The organism is Bifidobacterium vespertilionis (assembly GCF_008698145.1).
Classification (GTDB): Bacteria; Actinomycetota; Actinomycetes; order Actinomycetales; family Bifidobacteriaceae; genus Bifidobacterium; species Bifidobacterium vespertilionis.
In genome coordinates, this window is record NZ_RZNZ01000008.1 from 105,992 (window position 1) to 126,429 (window position 20,438).

At 62.8% G+C, this 20,438-nt stretch carries 17 protein-coding genes and 2 tRNA genes; 13 read left to right on the forward strand and 6 right to left on the reverse strand.

All coding sequences use genetic code 11. From position 1 onward, the window contains the following. Positions 1-113: 113 nt before the first annotated feature. From EMO90_RS07085 to EMO90_RS07095, 3 genes are all read left to right on the forward strand, one after another. Positions 114-187, forward strand: a tRNA-Asp gene (locus tag EMO90_RS07085). A gap of 25 nt (positions 188-212) precedes the next feature. After that, positions 213-288, forward strand: a tRNA-Phe gene (locus EMO90_RS07090). Positions 289-1,098: 810 nt separating this feature from the next. Beyond that, positions 1,099-2,529, forward strand: a complete 1,431-nt coding sequence (locus EMO90_RS07095) for a tyrosine-type recombinase/integrase (RefSeq protein ID WP_150353632.1) — start codon at positions 1,099-1,101, stop codon at positions 2,527-2,529. Positions 2,530-2,900: 371 nt separating this feature from the next. Here the strand turns inward: EMO90_RS07095 and EMO90_RS07100 are convergent, their stop codons facing one another. The 5 genes from EMO90_RS07100 to EMO90_RS07120 all read right to left on the reverse strand — a co-directional run bounded on the left by EMO90_RS07100 (position 2,901) and on the right by EMO90_RS07120 (position 6,385). Further along, complete coding sequence (locus EMO90_RS07100; RefSeq protein ID WP_150353631.1) at positions 2,901-4,313, reverse strand: P-loop NTPase family protein; 1,413 nt, start codon at positions 4,311-4,313, stop codon at positions 2,901-2,903. A 679-nt stretch (positions 4,314-4,992) separates the two neighbouring features. After that, on the reverse strand, positions 4,993-5,238 hold the full coding sequence (locus EMO90_RS07105; protein ID WP_150353630.1) for a hypothetical protein: 246 nt from the start codon (positions 5,236-5,238) through the stop codon (positions 4,993-4,995). Continuing rightward, positions 5,225-5,560, reverse strand: a complete 336-nt coding sequence (locus EMO90_RS07110; protein WP_150353629.1) for a hypothetical protein — start codon at positions 5,558-5,560, stop codon at positions 5,225-5,227. Before EMO90_RS07110 ends, EMO90_RS07105 begins: the two co-directional genes overlap by 14 nt. Positions 5,561-5,632: 72 nt before the next feature. Then, positions 5,633-5,911, reverse strand: a complete 279-nt coding sequence (locus tag EMO90_RS07115) for a hypothetical protein (RefSeq protein WP_150353628.1) — start codon at positions 5,909-5,911, stop codon at positions 5,633-5,635. A 60-nt stretch (positions 5,912-5,971) separates the two neighbouring features. After that, positions 5,972-6,385 (reverse strand): hypothetical protein, encoded by a 414-nt coding sequence (locus EMO90_RS07120; protein WP_150353627.1) that lies wholly within the window; start codon positions 6,383-6,385, stop codon positions 5,972-5,974. Between the two features lie 316 nt (positions 6,386-6,701). Between EMO90_RS07120 and fucO the strand changes: the two genes are divergently transcribed. Then, a complete protein-coding gene (gene fucO, locus EMO90_RS07125) occupies positions 6,702-7,853 on the forward strand; it encodes a lactaldehyde reductase (protein ID WP_150353626.1) in 1,152 nt (383 codons plus the stop codon). A 162-nt stretch (positions 7,854-8,015) separates the two neighbouring features. Here fucO and EMO90_RS07130 read toward each other — a convergent pair whose 3' ends face one another. Then, complete coding sequence (locus tag EMO90_RS07130) at positions 8,016-8,897, reverse strand: glycosyltransferase (protein WP_150353625.1); 882 nt, start codon at positions 8,895-8,897, stop codon at positions 8,016-8,018. A gap of 63 nt (positions 8,898-8,960) precedes the next feature. On the opposite strand from EMO90_RS07130, the gene EMO90_RS07135 reads away from it, so the two are divergent. The 9 genes from EMO90_RS07135 to ftsH all read left to right on the forward strand — a co-directional run bounded on the left by EMO90_RS07135 (position 8,961) and on the right by ftsH (position 20,432). Then, positions 8,961-10,439, forward strand: a complete 1,479-nt coding sequence (locus EMO90_RS07135; RefSeq protein WP_150353624.1) for an AI-2E family transporter — start codon at positions 8,961-8,963, stop codon at positions 10,437-10,439. Beyond that, a complete protein-coding gene (locus tag EMO90_RS07140; protein WP_150353623.1) occupies positions 10,439-11,662 on the forward strand; it encodes a glycosyltransferase family 2 protein in 1,224 nt (407 codons plus the stop codon). The genes EMO90_RS07135 and EMO90_RS07140 overlap by 1 nt, the downstream gene beginning before the upstream one ends. A 305-nt stretch (positions 11,663-11,967) precedes the next feature. Further along, complete coding sequence (locus EMO90_RS07145) at positions 11,968-12,150, forward strand: hypothetical protein (protein ID WP_150353622.1); 183 nt, start codon at positions 11,968-11,970, stop codon at positions 12,148-12,150. 475 nt (positions 12,151-12,625) lie between these two features. Beyond that, a complete protein-coding gene (locus EMO90_RS07150; protein ID WP_223849705.1) occupies positions 12,626-13,534 on the forward strand; it encodes an ABC transporter ATP-binding protein in 909 nt (302 codons plus the stop codon). Continuing rightward, positions 13,531-15,210 carry an ABC transporter permease gene (locus tag EMO90_RS07155; protein WP_150353620.1) on the forward strand — a complete coding sequence of 560 codons (1,680 nt, stop codon included), beginning with the start codon at positions 13,531-13,533 and terminating at the stop codon, positions 15,208-15,210. The genes EMO90_RS07150 and EMO90_RS07155 overlap by 4 nt, the downstream gene beginning before the upstream one ends. Positions 15,211-15,303: 93 nt before the next feature. After that, positions 15,304-16,692: a D-alanyl-D-alanine carboxypeptidase/D-alanyl-D-alanine-endopeptidase gene (locus EMO90_RS07160; protein WP_150353619.1), complete on the forward strand. Its 1,389-nt coding sequence runs from the start codon at positions 15,304-15,306 to the stop codon at positions 16,690-16,692. Continuing rightward, the gene (gene tilS / locus EMO90_RS07165; RefSeq protein WP_150353618.1) at positions 16,692-17,828 is read left to right on the forward strand and encodes a tRNA lysidine(34) synthetase TilS; all 1,137 of its coding nucleotides are present in this window, start codon (positions 16,692-16,694) and stop codon (positions 17,826-17,828) included. Before EMO90_RS07160 ends, tilS begins: the two co-directional genes overlap by 1 nt. Further along, positions 17,815-18,378, forward strand: coding sequence for a hypoxanthine phosphoribosyltransferase (gene hpt / locus EMO90_RS07170; RefSeq protein WP_150353617.1), 564 nt, complete (start codon positions 17,815-17,817; stop codon positions 18,376-18,378). Before tilS ends, hpt begins: the two co-directional genes overlap by 14 nt. Further along, the gene (ftsH, locus tag EMO90_RS07175) at positions 18,375-20,432 is read left to right on the forward strand and encodes an ATP-dependent zinc metalloprotease FtsH (protein ID WP_150353616.1); all 2,058 of its coding nucleotides are present in this window, start codon (positions 18,375-18,377) and stop codon (positions 20,430-20,432) included. Before hpt ends, ftsH begins: the two co-directional genes overlap by 4 nt. Positions 20,433-20,438: the final 6 nt, after the last annotated feature.

Below are 20,438 nucleotides of genomic sequence, written 5' to 3' on the forward strand. Positions count from 1 at the left end.
TGCGGGAAAGTGGCGGAATTCCAACGAGACACGCCGTATGTTGACTCGACTTGCGCGATGACTCATTTCCTGTAATATATTCATTCGTTGCCTCGCACAAGCGAAGTTAACACGGCCCCGTAGCTCAGTTGGTTAGAGCGCCGCCCTGTCACGGCGGAGGTCACCGGTTCAAGTCCGGCCGGGGTCGCTGGAATGGTCAATAGCTATTCTCTGGCTCTGTAGCTCAGTTGGTAGAGCGAGCGACTGAAAATCGCTAGGTCAGCGGATCGATGCCGCTCGGAGCCACCACGGGAAACCCCGCAAGCCTTGCAATACTTGGCTTTCGGGGTTTTCGCATATTCGGGGCCGGCCCAGCATAAACCCGGTAGCCCAGCATAAACCCAGCACATTTAATGGCAAAAGGAGCCGAAAAGGTATCGCGACACGCCCATATGGCCGGTGGGGCGCGTATGCAAGATCTGCCAGCAAGTTTCCCGTGTTGCCGTCTTTCTGGCGGAATTTGCATCTGAGCGGGCTTCTGGAGCCGCTGTGCTGCAAGATCCGCCAGTAAGTCCGCAAATGTGGCGACTTTCTGGCAGATCTTGCAGACGCGGTCTCGCGTGCTGTGGTTTCGTATGCGGTTTCGCGTGTCCTGCCACATCGGATCTGCTCATTCTGCCGGCGGTTGAGGGCAGAATGAGCAGATCCGATGCGTGACGGGCCAAAATCGGCTGCAGGACAATGGATTTGCTCATTCTGCGCGCGCGGGGGCGCACAGTGAGCAGATCGGATGGCGGGGAGGGGACGGAGTGCGGGGGCGTGAATCGCAGAGCCCCCTGCAATCCCAACATCTGGGATTCTTGTTCAAATTTTCCCGCGCTGGTTCAGGGAACGCTCAGGCGCCGGACTAGTATGGAAAACGTTGGCAATCACCATGTGGTGAACGCCCACGATGGACAGTGAAACGGTAAACAGCTTAAAGGAGAGCATTATGGTTTACAGGATGATTTTGCATCCCATATACTGAATCGTTGAAAAATAGCCATTTCTTCTTCCTGACGTTGCGCAAAAGCGCAACTTTTTGTGTCATTGATTGTGTCATTGTGGTACACTCAAACCATGCGAAAAAAGGACGGCCTCGCGGGGCACGACTGTGTCGTAGAGACAATGAACAATCACCGACCCGTGTACAAGGCAGTGCGGTACTACTACGACGCTGAAGGGCGGCGTCGATTCATCACAGGGTTTGCCCCTCGTCCATCGGATGACGCCCCGCAGATAGAGAAGGACGCCGCGCGGCAGGCCGCGATCCTTGCCCTACAGAGGAACGTCCAGCGCAGGCTCGAAACCCCCCGACCAGTACGTAGCCGAAAGCATAGGTTGTCTGAGGCTATTGATGGATGGTGGGAAGAGAAGGATCTGAAGAACATCGCGGACTCCAGCCGCGACATCTACCGGCGCGAGATCGACAATCACCTACGACCCAACGGTGCCGAACGTCCAGACAAACCCATTGCGGAGTACACGACGGAGGAGCTACAGGCCATCGTGGACGGCCACCCCAGCATCGCAAGGTTCATTCAGGGCATCTGGGGCTATGCCGAGCGTATGGGATGGTTGCCAAGGGGAAAGAACCCCGCGCAGTACCTCAGGACGGAAAGCAAGCCGAAGGTGCGCGAGTCCCAAGAGCGATACGTGGAGGACTGGATCCGTCATGCGGGACACCTGCTCTGGTGGCTCAGCGACCCGAACAATGCCTATCACCGACGTTGGTACGCGTTCTTTCTCATCGAGCTTGTATGCGGCTTGAGACGTGGTGAGGTATGCGGTCTGAGGTGGGGTTGCGTGGATCTGCGGGCCACGCACGAGTCGATACGTGTCGAGGGTACCGTCATCGAGGTAGGTGGGAAACGCCGGGAGCAACCCTATGGCAAGACCGACTCGTCACAGCGAACTATACATATGCCCCGACGTGTGGAGGATGCACTACGGGCCATACGCCCGGCGCATCCAGACCCAAACGATCTCGTTTTCCATACCCAACGAGGAACCCCGCTCAAGCCCAGCTACACGGGGGAGCAATGGAACATCATCCAGCGAGCCTTCTACAACAGCGAATTGAATCCCGCTGACCCGCTCGACAAGACCCAATGGAGCAAAGGAGGCTATACCTCATACCGCTGGAGACAGCACGACAACCGGCATATTTTCGCATCGATTTTGGAGATGGAGGGCATCGACTTTGCCGTGCGTCAAGACCTACTGGGACATGCCCGGCCAAGCGTGACCGATCGCTATACCCAGACGACGAAAGCGAAACGACGCGAAGCCATCGAGCTTGTCGATGACGCACTGCTCTACCACGGCGAACCGAACAAGGACATGACAGCCGCGCAATGGATAGACCAACGCAAGCGAAAGCCCCAGCCGATCCGCATCACCGGACAGGCCCAGCCCAAAGACACAGTGGAGGAGCTACGCAGACTCGCAGATGGTCTCAAACCAAGGCAAAGCACGAGCCGGATACGGAGGAAGACCACCCGAGCCTGAGAGCCGATTTCAGCCCATGTCTGTACAGGGTATCGAAAAAGGCCGGAATCGCTTTCCAGCGTTCCGACCCTTCACCAGCAACAAGCACACACTTTGCCTTGGTTGATGGTTCGATTTCAGCGTTCCTCAACCCCGCTCGTCTGCGGCCCCCACACACCAGCACCCCGGCCCCTGCCACACCCGGATCAGCCGAGGCCACGGACGCACCCGAAACGGGTCGACGGAACGAACGGACAAACAAGGACTCCGGCAAAGGCCACCTCATTTGTCCGTTCGTTCCTTTCCTCGACCCGAGGGCGCATCCCGCACCTCGACACCCGGCGAGGCAGAAACCGAGAACATCAGCACATCGGAGCCGCTACGAACGGGAATCACACTTCATCCCAATCTCCATCAGCCTGTGCCTTCGCTTGTTTCGCTTGCAGATCCGCTACCTGACCATCCCTCTTCGCTACCTGCCCGGCCAGCCGCTTTTCGGAATAGCCCAGCTCCTGCATCATGGACAGGATGCTTTCCGACTGTGGTAGGTCAGGCCAGACCGGCCCCGACACCTGCGTGAACCTCACCGTATCGAAATCATCATCCAGCGTCACTTCCACCGTTGAAACACGACGGGCCAGCGCACCATCACCGTCATGGGCCAGATCCTCTTCCGAATACCAACTCGGCATAGCCGCGTTGGACGTGACGATCAACAGCGTGAATAGCGCGTACTTGTCGTGATACCTAGCACTGAGCTTTGTTCCCGGAGCGCCGTTGTACCAACGGGTGATGTCTCCCAGTGGCGGTACCCAGCCACGACCGAACTCATCCCATACGACCGTCTCCTGACCGGAGTAGTCATCGAACGGGTTTGCCCCCTGCGCTTCAAAATATGACCGCCCCCGGCGCTTTGCGAGACAACGCGCATACAGCGACTTTCCCGCACCCGGCTTCCCAACGAAACATAGAATGTCCACATCCCTCATGCCGCTATTCCATGCCCGATGCTTCATGCCAGCGGCATACGCTCTATCCAAGTCCCTTGCGTAGGTAGTCAGCGACAGATCCTGAGCTATCAACTCATCCGGATCCGTGCCTTCGAAAGCCTTTTCTCGTGCCTCATCACGAGCCACGAGATCTTCCCTTTGACCTTGCTTGCCTCCCATCACAAACCCGTCCGACATATACGGGCCAGCGACTCGCGTGTCTTCCTTGCGGCAATACAGATCAGCCGCTTCTTTTTTCGTTGTCCTCCGACAGTAGATGTCATACGGAAAGAACTTCAAGAACTTCGAGCCGTCTATACGCGGCGTGTACACAACCATCTGGGCATGAGCATACGGAGCCTTGCCCGTCGTACTGGAATTCGACCCCAGCTCAATCTGAAATTCCCACTCCCAATTCTTGCCCCTATCGAGAATGGCCTTCAGCCTTGAAACGGCCTTCATATACCGACGTTCATCTCCTACGGGATACGTCAAATCCTCCCCACCCAGCGACCAGACCGGCACGGTCAAAAAGAACGACTGACATTGACTGCCCAAGTACCGGGGATTTTCCTTGCCATCCAGATCCTTCTGCATTGCGATTGCGGCCTGAGATGCAGATGGACGGAACATAGCCTTGTCGCAAACACTACGGCATCCCTCGGCATATAGCCAGCGCCAGCCCAAGGACTCCGCATCATCGAAATCATCTTCCGGATTGTCCCACGGCACCGGGAATGCCGAATTGCCCCTACCACGGCCTTCCACGCGCTTCACAACGATGGATCCATCGTCCTGCCGGATATACTTCTTCATGTCGAAACCTTTCTGTTTCAGTGCCCTGCGGAGAACCCATCTCCAAGGGGCTTTTTCTATTTCTTCCCAGCCCTATATCGGCCTCTTTTCTGTATGAAGTTCAGCCGATTTGTATGAAGTTCAGGCAAAATCTGTATGAAGTTCCAATGCCCCGCGAGGCCTACTCCCACAAGGGTTTTCAGCATATTTGTATGAAGTTGCCACGTAGCAAGGCCTTTCAGGCCAGCCGCCGCACGGCGGCGGCTCCGTGGCAACTTCACCACCCGGATCCATGTGATCATTTCCCGTGGTTCCGTGCAAAGGCCTGCGCTTCATCCAGCCGGTACAGCCAGCGTCCGCCGTGCCTGATGCACCATCCATCGAAGCGCCCCGCGATCCGCAGTTGTTTCACACGTGCCGGGTCTCTGCCAAGGAGCCTCGCGAAACTCGCCGCTGACAAATACAACACCCCGTCAATCTCATACATCCGTCGTTCTCCTTTCCAAGGACGAGGGCCGGGCGTCGGCCCGACACCAGCCCAGTCCCGAAAGACCACGCATAGCCCCGGTCTCGATGACCCGGCCCCTTCCAGCTCATTCCCCCAATACGCGCGAACCGACACAGCGGGTCGCTCCACCTACGCGCGGGGATACGTACAGCACCACCAACAGTGCCGTAGCCTCGTAGGTGTCCAGCCGACTCAAAGCCCGAAGGGTTTCTCCCGCCCCTCAGCCTCAAGCCGCTCGCGATCGGCCCAGTACCGCTCGTTCTCCTTCTCCTTGCGTTTCGCTTGATCCGATTCGGCCTTGCAAGCCCAAAGAACAACGGCCAGAACAAGAAGCGCTATCAGGCCCAACACCCAGCCCGGAACAGGCACCGTGACCCACATCGTCCACCACGACGCATCGGACCAACGCGGGTGCGTCAGCCACTCACCGATACTCATTGCCGTTCTCCTCTCCGAAGCTCATGCGACGCCGGGGCCTGCGTCCTTGCCCGATAGGCCTTTCTCCAATCCTCGAACCCGGCTCTGGTGAATCGAGCATCACCGAGGCCAGACCGTTCGGGTTCCCTTGAGGCATCCGTTCCCGGCGCTGGGGGGCTTGCTCCTCCTGGCCGTTCACGTACTCCTCGACCAGCCAGATCATCAGCTCGGTCAGCGTCTCGAACCGACGCCCCCGGCCTACGTCCCGATACAACTCGTCCTTCAGGGATGGATCCACCCAGAACTTCACGGCTTCCTTTCCGTCCTGCCTCGGCTTTCCCATGACATTTCCTTTCCACAACGACACCGACCAATGCGGCTACCGCACCGCACACGAACCCGACCAGAAACAGCGTCATTCCTCGATCTCCACATCTTCCAGTCGCGCTCCGCGCTCCTCCTTCAATCGCTCCACGGCGTTCAATACCCCCACCGGTTCGAACAGCCCCTGAAACGCATCCTCGGAAACGGTTCTTTCGATGTACGAACCATCGGCCTGATAGGAGTGAGAAGGAATGCCCTTCCGATCAGCCCATTCAACGAACTCAGCCACCGAGACGCCGGTGCCTTTGAGGCAGACGGCCAGCGGATAGATGCGGTTCACGTCGAACGGCAAAGCAACATACTCAACCATTTCATAGCCTTCCCCTACGAGGAGGGGGCCAGTCTCAGCCAGCCCCCTTCCCTTGCTTCATCACTTGGCCTGCGGCCTCTGAACCGGAACAAGATTGTCGACAAGCACCGAGCAATTCAAGGTGCCGTTGAAGGCCGAGAACGTGACCGTCACGTTCCCCTCAGGCACGAAGGCGGTCCAGCGGGGGATAGATACGGGCTGACGCACCCGCACCTTGACACCCTTCACCTGAAGCTCATGCTCACCGGTGGTCGGATCCAACGCGGCCGCCTCCAGCCCGCGAGCCTCATACGCAGGCTTTCCGTCGAACAACTTCTTCTTGTCCGTGGGCTTTTTGTCCTCCCATTCAACGATGGGGCTAGTGGCCTCCACACGTGTATTGGCCGAGAACTGCCATCCGAAGATCTGCTCGAACTGCTGAGCAGTGAGGTTCAGCTTGCCGGGGTACACCACGGCGGAAACAACATCAGACATGTCAAAACCTTTCTGTCTATTCGCGCGGGCCTTTCCCGTGCGTCACTATCCCTATATCGAGGAGAGCAAAACCCGGAAAACCCCGGTACAACGAGGAAAACGCAAAAACCCGGCCCCCGACGAACGGATTTGAAAAGTGTGAGATACATCACACCCCAAAAATGTGAGCTACATCACACAATGGCAAATACCGGGATAGGTACGCGCACGGCGCTATACTGGAACCGACAACAAGAAAAATGTGTCATTGCTTGTGTCATTTGGAATGGGCCAAGTGATGCAAAACCCAGCAATGACAAAGCAAAGGAGCATATTCATGGTCTATCGTATGATCTTCAACCAGACGGCGTACTTCGGCCGCGGTGCGATCAAGGAGATCCCCGAGGTCGCCAGGAAGCACGGCTTCAAGAAGGCGTTCATCGTCACCGACCCGGTCCTGCTCGAGACCGGCACCGTGAAGAAGGTCACCGACGTGCTCGACGCCGCCGGTCTGCCCTACGACGTCTTCGACAACGTCAAGCCGAACCCGCCGGTTGAGTGCATCCAGGACGGCGTGCTGCGCTTCAAGGCCTCCGGCGCTGACTTCCTGATCGGTCTGGGTGGCGGCTCCCCGCAGGACACCTGCAAGGGCATCGGCATCATCACCGCCAACCCGGAGTTCGGTGACGTGCTGAGCCTTGAGGGCGTGGCGGACACCAAGAACCCGTCCGTCCCGATCTTCGGCGTGCCCACCACCGCCGGCACCGCGTCCGAGACCACCATCAACTACGTGATCACGGACACCAAGAACAAGCGCAAGTTCGTGGCCGTCGACCCGCACGACATCCCGATCGTCGCCTTCGTGGACCCGGATCTGACCGACTCCATGCCGCGCGGCCTGAAGGTCGCCACCGGCCTTGACGCCCTGACCCACGCCATCGAGGGCTTCATCACCCCGGGCGCCTGGGCGCTGTCCGATTGCCTGTCCATGCAGACCATCCGCATGATCGCCAAGAACCTGGCCAAGTCCGCCGACGGCGACGTGCCGGCCGGCGAGCAGATGGCCTACGCCTCCTACATCACCGGCATGGCCTACTCCAACGTCGGCCTCGGCCTGGTGCACGGCATGGCCCACCCGCTGGGCGGCCGTCTGGGCGTGGCCCACGGCGTTGCCAACGGCATCCTGCTGGCCCCGGTCATGGAGTACAACAAGGACTACACCGGTGAGAAGTTCCGCGACATCGCCGACGCGTTCGGTGTGGCCGACGCCTTCACCGGCGACCTTGAGACCGTCCGCGAGGAGGCCGTGCAGGCCGTCCACAAGCTGACCGTGGACCTCAAGAACCCGACCAAGATCTCCGAGGTCGGCGCCACCGAGGCCGATCTGGTCCCGCTTGCCCACGACGCCTTCAACGACGTGTGCACCCCGGGCAACCCGCGCAAGGCCACCGAGGAGGACATTCTGGCTATCTACAAGAGCCTGATGTGATCCGTGGGACGGTCGGATCCGATCGCATGAGTCGATCGGCCGATCCGATTGTCCATTGAACATAGTGGAAGGGCTCCCCGCCGCCATGGTGGGGAGCCCTTCCTGCGTTTGCGCGCCCGGCGTACCCGGCGTGCCTGGCTCAGCGTGCCTGGCTCAGCGCGTCTAGTGCGTGAGCTTGCTCGCGCCGGCGCGGATGCGACGCTGTTCGTCGCGCCACACCGCGGCCGCGCAGTCGATGTGCTCGCGTTCCATCTGCCGTTGGTAGATGGGGTAGAGGAAGTGGATGAACGGCCACATCACGCGCAGCAGATACTCCGGCTTGAACACGCGCGTGTGGCGCGGATGCGCGGCGAACGTGTTGCGGAACCGGTCCGTGTAGTGCTTGAACGAGACGAATCCGGAGGTCATGCGGCGGGCGCTCATGCCCACGATCATGCGCGGGGAGTAAACGGTTTTGAACCCCTTGCCGAGCAGGTGCAGGGAGATATCCACATCCTCGTGCATCACGTCCTCGTAGTCGCGGCACACCTCGTTCGCGATCGCCTTCCATGCGGTGGCGCGCAGGGCCATGTTCGAGCCGAACAGCATGGTCTTGTTGCCGTCGGCGCGGTAGATCAGGCGGCGGGTGCGGTTGTCTCCCCGCAGTCCCGTCTTCTTGAGCGGCATGTCGTAGTAGACCACCGGGCCGGCGGCGCCCATCGCCTTCGGATCCTCGGTGAAGATGCCGGTGACCACCTCCACCCAGTCGGGCTTGAGCATGCAGTCGGCGTCCACGCGGCCCAGCACGTCGCCGGTGGCCGCGTTGAGACCGGCGTTGCGCGTGGGGATGAGTCCCTGTTCGGCGTCCTGATGGATGAGTTTGACCGGCGTGCCGGGATGGTCGGCGATGAACTTCTCCACGATCTGCACGGTGCGGTCGGTGGACTTGTTGTCCACCACGATGACCTCGTAGGGCATGAGGGTCTGCAGGGTGGCGCACGTCAGGCAGTCCTTGATGCGTTCCTCCTCGTTCCATGCGGGAATGATGATCGAAACCTTGAGCATGGTTCAACTGTATCGGTCGGCCCGCCCAGCGCATTGTCAGCGAACCTCACAATAATGGAGCCCATGAGCGAACAGAACAACCGCGGGCAGGACAGGCAGTTCGATCTGGCGTCGGTGTTTCCGGCGAAGGGGGATCCTCGCAGACCACCGGAATGGTTCACGAGGGGCCTGCTGTACACGGTGATCACCGTCTTCGCGGCGATCATCGTCTGGCGTTCGGCGGGCAAGCTCGAATATCTGGTCGTCGATCTCGTCATCTCCATGTTCATCGCGCTCGCGGTCGAGCCGGTGGTGCTCATGCTCGTCAAGCATGGTTGGAAGCGCGGTGCGGCGTCCGGCGTCACGCTTGTGGGGCTGGTGGTGATCATCATCGGACTGCTGGGCATGTTCGGCAACATGTTCATCTCCCAGATGGCCAACCTGATCAAAAGCCTGCCTGCGGCGTATGAACAGATCGCCGCGTTCGTGGCGGCGAACACCACGTTCCGCATGCCTGCCATGCAGAATCTCGGCATGGAGATCATCAACAACATCCAGACCTCGTGGGTGACCAACTTCGCCTCGCAGGCCGCCACCACGCTCGGCAGCGTGATGTCCCTGCTGCTGGACGTGATGACCGTGGCCCTGGTCACCTACTACATCTCCGCGGGCAGCCCGGCCATGCGCCGCAGCCTGTGCCAGTGGCTCAGTCCGGACAGCCAGCGCCGATTTGTGCTCATCTGGCAGGTGCTGCAGGACCAGATCTCGAACTTCCTGTTCTCCCGCGGCATCCTGGCCATCATCAACGCGGTGTGCACGGCCATCTTCCTTGAAATACTCAACGTGCCGTACTGGCTGCCGCTGGCTCTGTTCTGCGGCATCACCGCGCAGTTCGTGCCCACGGTCGGCACGTACATCGGCGGCGCGCTGCCCGTGCTGTTCGCCTGGATCAACGGCGGCCTGTGGTATGCGGTGGGCGTGCTCGTGTACATCATCATCTACCAGCAGATCGAGAACATGATCCTCAGCCCCATGATCTCCCAGCGGACCATGGATCTGAACGCGGCCGTCTCCTTCCTTGTGGTGCTGGCCCTGGGCTCGCTGTTCGGCGCGCTCGGCGCGTTCCTGGCGCTGCCCGTGGCCGCGAGTTTCCAGGCGATCTTCACCGTGTACACCAAGCGGTACGAGCTCATCGACTCGCCGCTGCTGAACGATCCGAAGCCCACCAAGAAATCCAAGCTCGTGGAAGGCGCGGAGACGATCATCCACCACATGCCCCGCGCCGCGCAGGGTTCCAGCAAGCGCGTGATGGTGGAGGAGGAGCTTGACGATCTCAAGCGCAAGGTCTACAACATGCCCACCGCAGAGGATCTGGATGCCTCCGAAACCGTGGCGATTCCGCTGCGCGCGGCCGACGCCGGTTCGGGCAAGGGCAAAGCGATCGGTCTGAAGGGCGTTGCGGACGGGGACGGGGAATCGTCCGATGATCCCGCCGGCGCCCCGGATTCCGCGGATCCGCACGCAACCGCCTCCACGGACAACCCGCGCGGGGGCTGGCGCTGATGGCGATCCTCAACGTGCTCGACTGGCTGATCACGCTGCTCGGCTTCTGCGTGGTCGCCTATCAGGCCGCATACGTGCTGGTCTCCTTCTTCGCCAAGCCCGAGGCATTCCCGGACGCGCCGATGGACAAGCGGTACGCGGTGCTGATCTCCGCCCGCAACGAGTCGGCGGTGATCGGGAATCTGATCGGCGATCTGCAGTCGCAGAGCTATCCGCGCGATCTCATCGACATCTGGATCGTGGCGGACAACTGCACGGACAACACTGCGGACATCGCCCGATCGATGGGCTGCAATGTGGTGGAGCGGTTCAACCAAGAGCAGATCGGCAAGGGCTATGCGTTGAGCTACCTGCTGGACAACATGGCCGATCAAGGCAGGGCCTCGCAGTACGACGCCTTCTTTGTGTTCGACGCGGACAACCGGCTCGACCACCACTACGTGGAGGAGATGAACAAGGCCTTCCAGTCGGGCTTCAAGGTCCTCACCAGCTACCGCAACTCGGTGAACCTCAACGAGAACTGGGTGTCCTCCGGCACCGCGCTGTGGTTCCTGAGGGAGTCCCGGTTCGTCAACTCCTCGCGCATGGTGATCGGCTCGAGCTGCCATGTGGCCGGCACCGGCTTCATGTTCTCGCGCGAGATCATGGAGCGCAACAACGGCTGGAAGTTCCACCTGCTCACCGAGGATATGGAATTCACCATGGACTGCGTGCTGCACGGCGATCGAATCGGCTACTGCGGCAGCGCGATCCTGTACGACGAGCAGCCCACGTCGTTCCGCCAGAGCTGGCGGCAGCGCGTTCGGTGGAGCAAGGGCTACCTGCAGGTGTTCCGCTACTATGGCGCGGCGATGATCCGCCACGGCATTCAGGAGCGCGACTTCTCCGCGCTCGATCTGACGCTGCTGGTCTGCCCGTTCATGGTGCTGACGGCCCTGAGGCTTGCATTGGGCGCGCTGTTCGCCGCCCTGGGGTTCGTTTCGTGGTCCAGCCAGCTGGGAGCCGTGAACGGATGGGGCATGGGTGTGGTGGTCTCGATGCTCACGATGATGCTGCTCGCCGCCATGACCGTGATCGCCGAGCGCGACAAGATCCGCGCGAGCAACAAGGAGTTGTTCGCCTACTGCCTGAGCTTCCCGATCTTCGCGCTGAGCTACGTGGTCATCTCCTTCCAAGCCATCTTCGCCAAGCCCGAATGGAAGCCGATTGTGCATAAGGGCTGACGCGTTAAGCGCGGAGCCCGGTGGGCTCCGCGTAGCGTCAGCCTGAGCGTGTCGGCAAAGCCGACCTTCGCAACCTTAGCGGTTGCTCACTTCGCCTACCGGCAACCCACAGGGTTGCCGTCTTGACGGCTCAGCAAGGCGGCGAAGGTCGTATTGAGCCTCGCCCGTAGGGCGAGTCCCTAATTGCAGGGCCGAAGGCGAGGCATAAGAACAGCCGGGGCCGATGGCGTGTATCCTTGGAATCGCAGCCGTTTTCCGATCATCCAATGCAGGATGATCGGGCGGTCGGACGCAAGGAGGCGTTGATGAGCAGGCTTGACGTTGAATTCCACGTGGCTTTGATACTGACCGTATCCAGCATGACGGTTGCGGTGGCGGCGGCGATTTTCCTGCCCCTGCTGCAGATCGTGGGTCTGGCGATGCTCATGACCGCATGCGCGACCTGCTGGTTCGTGGGCGTGGCCATGCGCATGGGCATCCGGTGGTGATTTCGGACACAGGAAGGCCGGAATGTGTCCGGAATTGCATCCAATTTCGGATTTGGGTGCGAAATCGGACGTGGGAAGGCCGGAATGTGTCTTGAATCGCATCCGATTCTGAGACTGGGTGCGAAATCGGACACGGGGAGACAGACGCGGGGAGACGGGCTGTGTCCGAAATCGCACCCAGTCTCGAAAATGGGTGCGGAATCGGACACGAGGGGGTCGGAATGTGTCCGGATTCGCATCCCAAGTGGGAAGTGGCGGTGACTTCGGACGCGGGAGGGCCGGAATGTGTCCGAAATCGCATCCAATTTCGGACTTGGGGGTGGAATCGGACAGGGTGGAATCGGACAGGTGGAATCGGACCGCGCATGAATTCCGCATGAACTTGCCGGCGATCCAGCCGGTCGTGCATTAGGCTTGAGACATGACATACGACATTTCGGCCGCATCTGTTGGCCAACCCGTCCCCGGTCCATTCATGCCTGCGCCCGTCCCGCCGAATCCGGCCGCAGCCGTCTCGATCCGCGGACTGGTCAAGGCTTTCGATCGCAAGGTGGCGGTCAACGGTCTGGCGCTGGACATCCCGGTCGGATCGTTCTACGGGCTTGTGGGGCCCAACGGCGCCGGCAAGACCACCACGCTCAACATGGCCACCGGTCTGCTCAGGCCGGACGCGGGATCGGTGATGATTCTGGGCCACGATGTGTGGAGCGATGTGAACCGGGCCAAGCGGGAGATTGGCGTAATGCCGCAGGGCGAGCAGATCTTCGACCGGCTCACCGGCCTGCAGCTGTTGGTCTACGCCGGCATGCTGCGCGGCATGAAGCGGGACGAGGTGGTCCGCCGCGCGCACGATCTGCTCGCCGCCTTCGACCTCAAGGACGCCGCCGGAAAGATGGTGGTCGACTATTCGGCTGGCATGACCAAGAAGATCTGTCTGGCCACCGCCATGATCCACAGCCCGCGCATTCTGGTCCTCGACGAGCCCTTCGAGGCCGTGGATCCGGTCTCCAGCGCTAACCTGCGCGACATTCTGGTGGAGTACGCGCGCACCGGTGGCACGGTGATCATCTCCTCGCACGTGATGGCCCTGGTGGAGAAGATGTGCACGCATGTGGCGATCGTCAACCGCGGACAGGTGTGCGCGGCCGGCACGGTGGATGAGGTCGCGGCCGGCGGCGAGCTGGAGGACCGGTTCATGGCGCTGGTCGGCGGGCGTCATGCGGCGGCAAAGCTCGATTGGCTCGACGGCGGCGCGGGATCCGGACCCGCGGCGCCCGACCAACCGACTGCGCCCGGTCAGCCCGCGGTACCCGGTCAGCCGGCGGCATCCGGTCAGCCCGCGGTTCCAAGTCAGCCGGCCCAGACCCCGGAGGCCCTCCGATGACCGAATCCATCGCCACCATCGTCCGCCTGCGCTGGGCCCTCACCTTCGCGGCGATGCGCAAATCGGTCGCGCAGACCGTGGGATACGTGATCACCGCCGTCATAGCCGTGTCCGTGGTGATCGGCGCGGCCATCGCCGGCTGGATGGCGGGCCTGCTGCCCATCGGCGACGATGCGGCCTTCCTCGGCTCCCTCAACGCGGCCGTGGTGTTCGTCGGCAGCGTTCTTGTGCTCATGATCATCCTGTTCCAGCTGCTGTATCTGGGTCAGGGATCCACGCTGACCCCCGGTAAATTCGCGCTGTACGGCATCCCCGATCGCACGCTGAGTCTGGGGCTGCTTCTGGCCGGCTTGTCCGGCATGCCGGCCATCGTGGGCGTTCTTGGCATGATGCTGTGGGCGCTCGCATACCGCGGGCTTGGATCGGCCGCGGTGATCGGGCAGATCATCGCCGCCCCGCTGTTCGTGGTCGTCGCGATGAGCCTGTCCAAGCTGGTCGTCGCCGCGGTCAGTTCGCTGGTGCGCTCCGCTCGGGGCAAGAATCTGTTCTACGCCATCGTGGTGCTCGCCGTCATCCTCTTCAGTCAGGTCGGCGGCGCGTTGACCGCCCGCACGGCCATCGACGGCTCCGTGCAGACGGTCAGCGTGCGCGTCGAGTCCCTGCTGGTGGTCTCCGATGTCGTCTCGTGGACCCCATTCGGCGCCGCCTTCCAGCTGCCCTTCGACGCCTTCCGGGGCGATTGGGGACCGTTCGCCGCGCGCGTGCTGATCCTTGTCGCCACGGTGATCCTGTGCTTCATGGGCTCCACGGCCTGCCTGCGCCACGATCGTCTGACCGCGGGCATGTCTGCGGGCCAATCCGCTCGGGCGTCCACAACGGCCTCCGCCAAGGGCCTTGGCGCCTTCGCGCGCATGGCCGACTCCCCGTCCGGCGCGATCGCCGCCAGGCTGTTCACCTACCTCAAACGTGACGCCCGCCAGACCATGCTGTTCATCATGCCGCTCCTCTTTGTGGTGCTCATGGGATTCCAGTCGCACGGGGTCACCCCGGTGATCTGGATGGGACTGGCGATGGGCAGCTGGTTCATGTTCCTGGGAGAGGGCAACGGATTGGCCTATGACGGGCGCGGCTACACCATGGAGGTGATCGCCGGTGTGAGCGGATTCACCGATCGCAAGGGTCGCGTCCATCTGCTGGCGTCGCTGGCCACGGCGTACATCCTCACGCTGGCCTTGGGCATCTTCGTGTTCACCGGCGATTGGAGGGACGGTGATCTGGCCTCCCTCGACATGGCGCTCGTCGGCATGGCACTGGGCCTGTCCTATGCGAGCCTCGGTTTGGCCGAGGTGCTTTCCGTGGTGCTCATGTACCCGGTGCCTCCCATCGACAAGCCGTTCTCCACACCGCAGGGGCGCGCGGTGGCCCAGGGATTCTTCCCGTTCGTGCAGATGCTCGGCACGCCGCTGACCTTCCTGCCCACCGGCGTCCTGGCAATCGTCATGGGTATTTCGGGCATGTTCGAGTCCTCGCCCATATGGTCGGTCCGGCTGCTCGGCCTGATTGCGCTGGCCAACGGGGTGGGCATTCTCGCGCTCGGGACGTGGCTAGGCGGTAAGCTGTTGGATATGCGCTCGCTGAGCGTACTCAAGACGCTGAATGGATTCGCGAGCCTGTAGCACAAGCCGGGCCGCGACGAACTGTGGAGGTGGTGGCCGGTGGCAAGACGGCGCGCCAGGAAGGACCGTAGGCCGCTCGTCGTAGGCGCAAGCGTGGTGGCGACACTCGCCCTGTGCGCCGGTGCGATCGCGGCCGATCTGGACGATCGGATCCCCGGGGCGCTGACGATCCATCCGGTCCCCGTCCGCACCTTCTCCACCCCGCGAACCGCGTACGCGGCCTCAGGACTCGTGCAGTCGCTGGAGCAGGGGACGCCGATCGACGCCGGCGCCGCCAATGCGCTCGCCGACACCTTCTCCGCCGCGGGAGGCGTGGGAGCCGACTTCTCCCTGCTGGTGGCCGACGCCGACGGCAATGTGGTGGTGGATCGCAATTCGGATGCGTTGCGCGAACCGGCCTCCACCATGAAAACCCTCACGGCCTTCGCCGCATCGCAGGCGCTGGACATGGACGCCACGTTGGACACCGAAACCCGGCTCGTCTACGACGCCGGCACCAAAACCGCCACGCTCACGCTCACCGGGCACGGCAACATGCTACTGGGCTCCGGTGCCAGCGACCCCAACCACGTCAACGGCCGCGCCGGGTTGGGTACGCTGGCCCAAAGCACCGCCAACGCTTTGCGCGCCCGGGGCATCACCGCCGTGAAGCTGGTATACGACGATTCGATGTTCGGGGACAACCGGACGCCGCCGAACATCATCGAGAACAATGGCGGGCACCAATACGCCACCGACGTCTCCTCCATGGCCGTGGACGGAGGACGCGACTGGACCGGGCGCACCAGGCCGTCCAACCCGGACGAGGAGCATTCGTACCCGACACTGTCCACCACCACCGCGCTGGATGCGGCTAGGATCTTCGCGGCAAGGCTTGCGGAACAGGGCATGACGGTGGACGGCGATCCCGTATCCGGTGAAACACCCGCGGACCTTTCGCCCATCGCCACCGTGCATTCGGCCACGCTGGGCGAGGTCATGGCGTATATGCTGCGCAATTCGGACAACACCGAGGCCGAGCTGTTCGGCCGGCTTCTGGCGCTCAAGACCGGTGCGGAGAACTCTCCCGCCGGAGCCGCCCAAGCCGTGCGCGCGCAGCTCGAACAGGCCGGGATCAACCTCGACGGCCTGACGATGGCCGATTGCTCCGGCCTCGCCCCAGGCTCCCGGCTCAAGGTGACCACGTTGGTGCAGGTGCAGCGCGCGATGATCACGTCCGGTGCCTCCGCGGCCGCCGCCAACGAGGGTCTGCCGGTGAGCGGGCTGACGGGCACCGCCGCGCTGCGATCGTTCAGCGACGAGGCCGAGGGTCTGGTGCGCCTCAAGACCGGCAGTCTCACGGGCGTGCGCTCTATGGCCGGCAATGTGTCCCGACTGGGCGGCGGGCTGCTGTACTTCGCGGTGGTGGTGAACAATTCGCAGGATCCGTACGAGGCCAACGCCTCCATCGACGCGCTGGTCTCCGGTCTGGTGAGGCTCTGATGCCGTATTCGCCCTCGCTGCGCCGCGCGGTCGGCGAGTTGCGCGCGTGCCTGGAGCGGCATGGGCTTGGCCGTCAGTCGTCGCGGTTCGCCGAGCACGGCGAGCACAGGCCGGACCCCGACGCCCCGCTGGTGCTGGTCGCCTGTTCGGGCGGACGCGATTCGATGGCGCTCGCGGCCGTGGGGCACATCGTGTGCGGCATGCTGGGGCTGCGCTTCGGCGCGGTGATCGTGGACCATGGCATGCAGGACGGGTCGGCCACCGTGGCGCGCGAGGCCGCCGAACGATGCGATGCGATCGGGCTTGATCCGGTGATGGTCCGGCGTGTGGAGGTGGATCGCCGCCTGATCGCATCCGACGGGTCGGAGGCCGCCGCGCGCGACGCCCGGTACGCCGCGCTGGTCGACGCGGCCCGCGAAACCGGGGCGGCGATGGTGCTGCTCGCCCATACGCTGAACGATCAGGCCGAAACCGTGATGATCGGACTTGCGCGCAGCGGGGGACTGGATGCGATCGTGGGCATGCCCGAGGTCACGGAACGCGGCGAATCCGGTGGCAAGGACGGGCATGGCGGGCATGACGATCCCGTCCGGTTCGTCCGCCCATGGCTGAACGTGACGCGCGCGCAGACCACGGCGATCTGCCGGGAGCTGAACATCGCATGGTGGGACGATCCGACCAACGGCGACGCGGTCCTCGCCAGCAGGCCGCTGGACGTCTCCTACCCGTTGCGATCGCGCATCCGGCACGATCTGATGCCCGCCATGGTCCGATGCTACGGGCGCGATCCGGCCGCATCCCTCGCCGCCGGCGCCGCAAGCGCGCGGATTGATGCCGATTACCTCGATCAAGCCGCCGATCGCCTTGCCGCACAGGCCCTGAGCTGCGATGACGGCCGCGTGCGGATCGACGCGCGGCGTCTGCTCGATGAGCATCCGGCACTGCGGCGCAGGGTGATCGTCCGCGCGCTGCGAACGCTGGGCATCCCGGTGGCCGCCGTGCACGTGGAGGCCATCGACCGTCTCATCACCGACTGGCATGGCCAGCGGCCGCTCGTTCTTCCCAGTCAATGTTCAGCAATCCGCAAGGGTCACGTCATTGAAGTGTGCGAAGATAGACGGCATGCGAATCGCTGATATACAAGACGATATTGACCATGAGCTGGTCTCCAAGGAACAGATCGAAGCCAAGATCCAGGAAGTCGCCGCCCGCGTGAGTGTGGACTACAAGGACAAGGACCCGCTGGTCATCGCCGTGCTCAAGGGCGCGGTGAACACCGTGGTCGCCTTCACCCAGGCGCTGAGCATCCCCGTGCAGATGGACTTCATGAGCCTGTCCAGCTACGGATCGGGTACCCAGTCCAGCGGCGTCATCACCGTGAGGCAGGACCTGTCCACGGACGTTCGCGGACGGCACATCCTCATCGCGGAGGATATTGTGGACTCCGGCCGCACGCTGGCATGGCTGGTCGAGGAACTCAAGCGCCGCGGCGCGGCCTCCGTGGAGATCTTCGCCCTGCTGGAGAAGCCGGCCCGCCGCGAGGTCGACGTGGATGTGAAGTACAAGGGATTCGAGATCCCGGACGAATTCGTGGTCGGCTACGGCTTGGACTACGACGAGCGCTACCGCAACCTCGATTCCATCGCGGTTTTGAAGCCGAGTGTCTACCAAGGAGATGAGGCATGAGTTTCCCCGGACCCCAGGGGCCCAACAACCCCAATAACGGCAACCCGTTCACCAACCCCAACCGCGGGGGCGGCAACGGCCAGCAGAATGGCAAGAAGCCGTTTTGGCAGTCCCCGTGGCTGTGGGTCGTGGTCGTGGTGCTGCTCGCCATGAGCGCGTTCTCCATGTTCCAGATGGGCGGCACGCAGACCATCGACACCAAGGACGGCCTGACCCTGATCCAGAACGGCCAGGCCACGTACGCGCAGATCACGGACAACACGCAGAAGGTGCGCCTTGAGCTCAAGAGCGACTTCACGAAGACCGATCCGAACACCGGCCGCGTGAAGAACTACGGCAAGGACGTGCAGTTCTACTACACCTTCGCGCAGGGCCAGCAGATCTCGCAGACCATCCAGCAGGCCAACCTGTCCAAGGGCTGGACATCCAACATGCAGCAGACCAGCGTGCTGAGCTATCTGCTCACATCCATCCTGCCGTTCATCATCTTCTTCGGCCTGTTCTGGTTCCTCATGAGCCGCATGCAGGGTGCCTCCGGCATGTTCGGCATCGGCGGCAAGAAGAACAACGGCAAGCTGCTCGAAGGCCAGACCCCCAAGACCAAGTTCGCGGACGTGGCCGGCGAGGACGAGGCCCTGCAGGAAGTGGAGGAGATCAAGGACTTCCTCAAGGACCCGGCCAAGTACAAGGCCCTGGGCGCCCGCATCCCGCGCGGCGTGTTGCTGTACGGTCCCCCCGGAACCGGCAAGACGCTGCTCGCCCGAGCCATCGCGGGCGAGGCCGGCGTGCCGTTCTACGCCATGGCCGGTTCCGACTTCGTGGAGATGTTCGTCGGCTTGGGCGCCTCCCGCGTGCGCGATCTGTTCGACGAGGCCAAGAAGAACGCCCCGGCCATCATCTTCATCGATGAGATCGATGCCGTGGGCCGCAAGCGCGGCTCCGGCATGGGCGGCGGCCACGACGAGCGCGAGCAGACCCTGAACCAGCTGCTCGTGGAGATGGACGGCTTCGACAATGACACCAACCTGATCATCATCGCCGCCACCAACCGTCCCGACGTGCTCGACCCGGCCCTGCTGCGCCCCGGCCGTTTCGACCGTCAGGTGGGCGTTGCGGCCCCGGATCTGGAAGGCCGCGAGGCGATCCTCAAGGTGCACGCCAAGGGCAAGCCGTTTGTGCCGGATGTGGATCTGCACACCGTGGCCGTGCGCACGCCGGGCTTCACCGGCGCCGATCTGGCCAACGTGCTCAACGAGGCCGCCCTGCTGTGCGCCCGCGCCGGCGCTCAGCTGATCGACAACCGCGCCATCGACGAGGCCATCGACCGCGTGATGTCCGGCCCGCGCCGCAAGTCCAAGGGCATGGCCCTGGAGGAGCTGCGCAACACCGCGTACCACGAGGGCGGCCACGCGCTGGTCGCCGCCGCGCTGCACAACACGGATCCGGTCACCAAGGTCACCATCCTGCCGCGTGGCCGCGCGCTCGGCTACACGGCCGTGATGCCCACCTCCGACCGCTACTCGCAGTCGCGCAACGAGCTGCTGGATCAGATGGCCTACGCGATGGGCGGCCGCACCGCGGAGGAGATCGTGTTCCACGACCCCACCACCGGCGCATCCAACGACATCGAGAAGGCCACCAAGATCGCGCGCACCATGGTGGTGGAGTACGGTTTCTCCTCGAAGCTGGGCGCCATCAAGTGGGCGGACGACGACGACCAGAGCGCCGGTCTGGACGGACTGGCGCCGCGCAAGTACTCCGACCGCACCGCCGAGATCATCGACGAGGAGGTGCTCAAGCTGGTGGAGACCGCGCACACCGAGGCGTGGAACATCATCAACGAGAACCGCGATGTGCTGGACGAGCTCGTGCGCCAGCTGCTTGTCAAGGAGACCCTGAACGAGAAGGAGCTGGAGGTCATCTTCTCCAAGCTCAAGAAGGCGCCGGTGCGTGAGACCTGGCTGTCCAACGACCGCCGCCCGGACTCCGACCAGCCGCCGGTGCCGATCCCGGACGATCTCAAGCGCTCGGCCGGTGTGGGCGCGGGTGAGTGAGCCGCG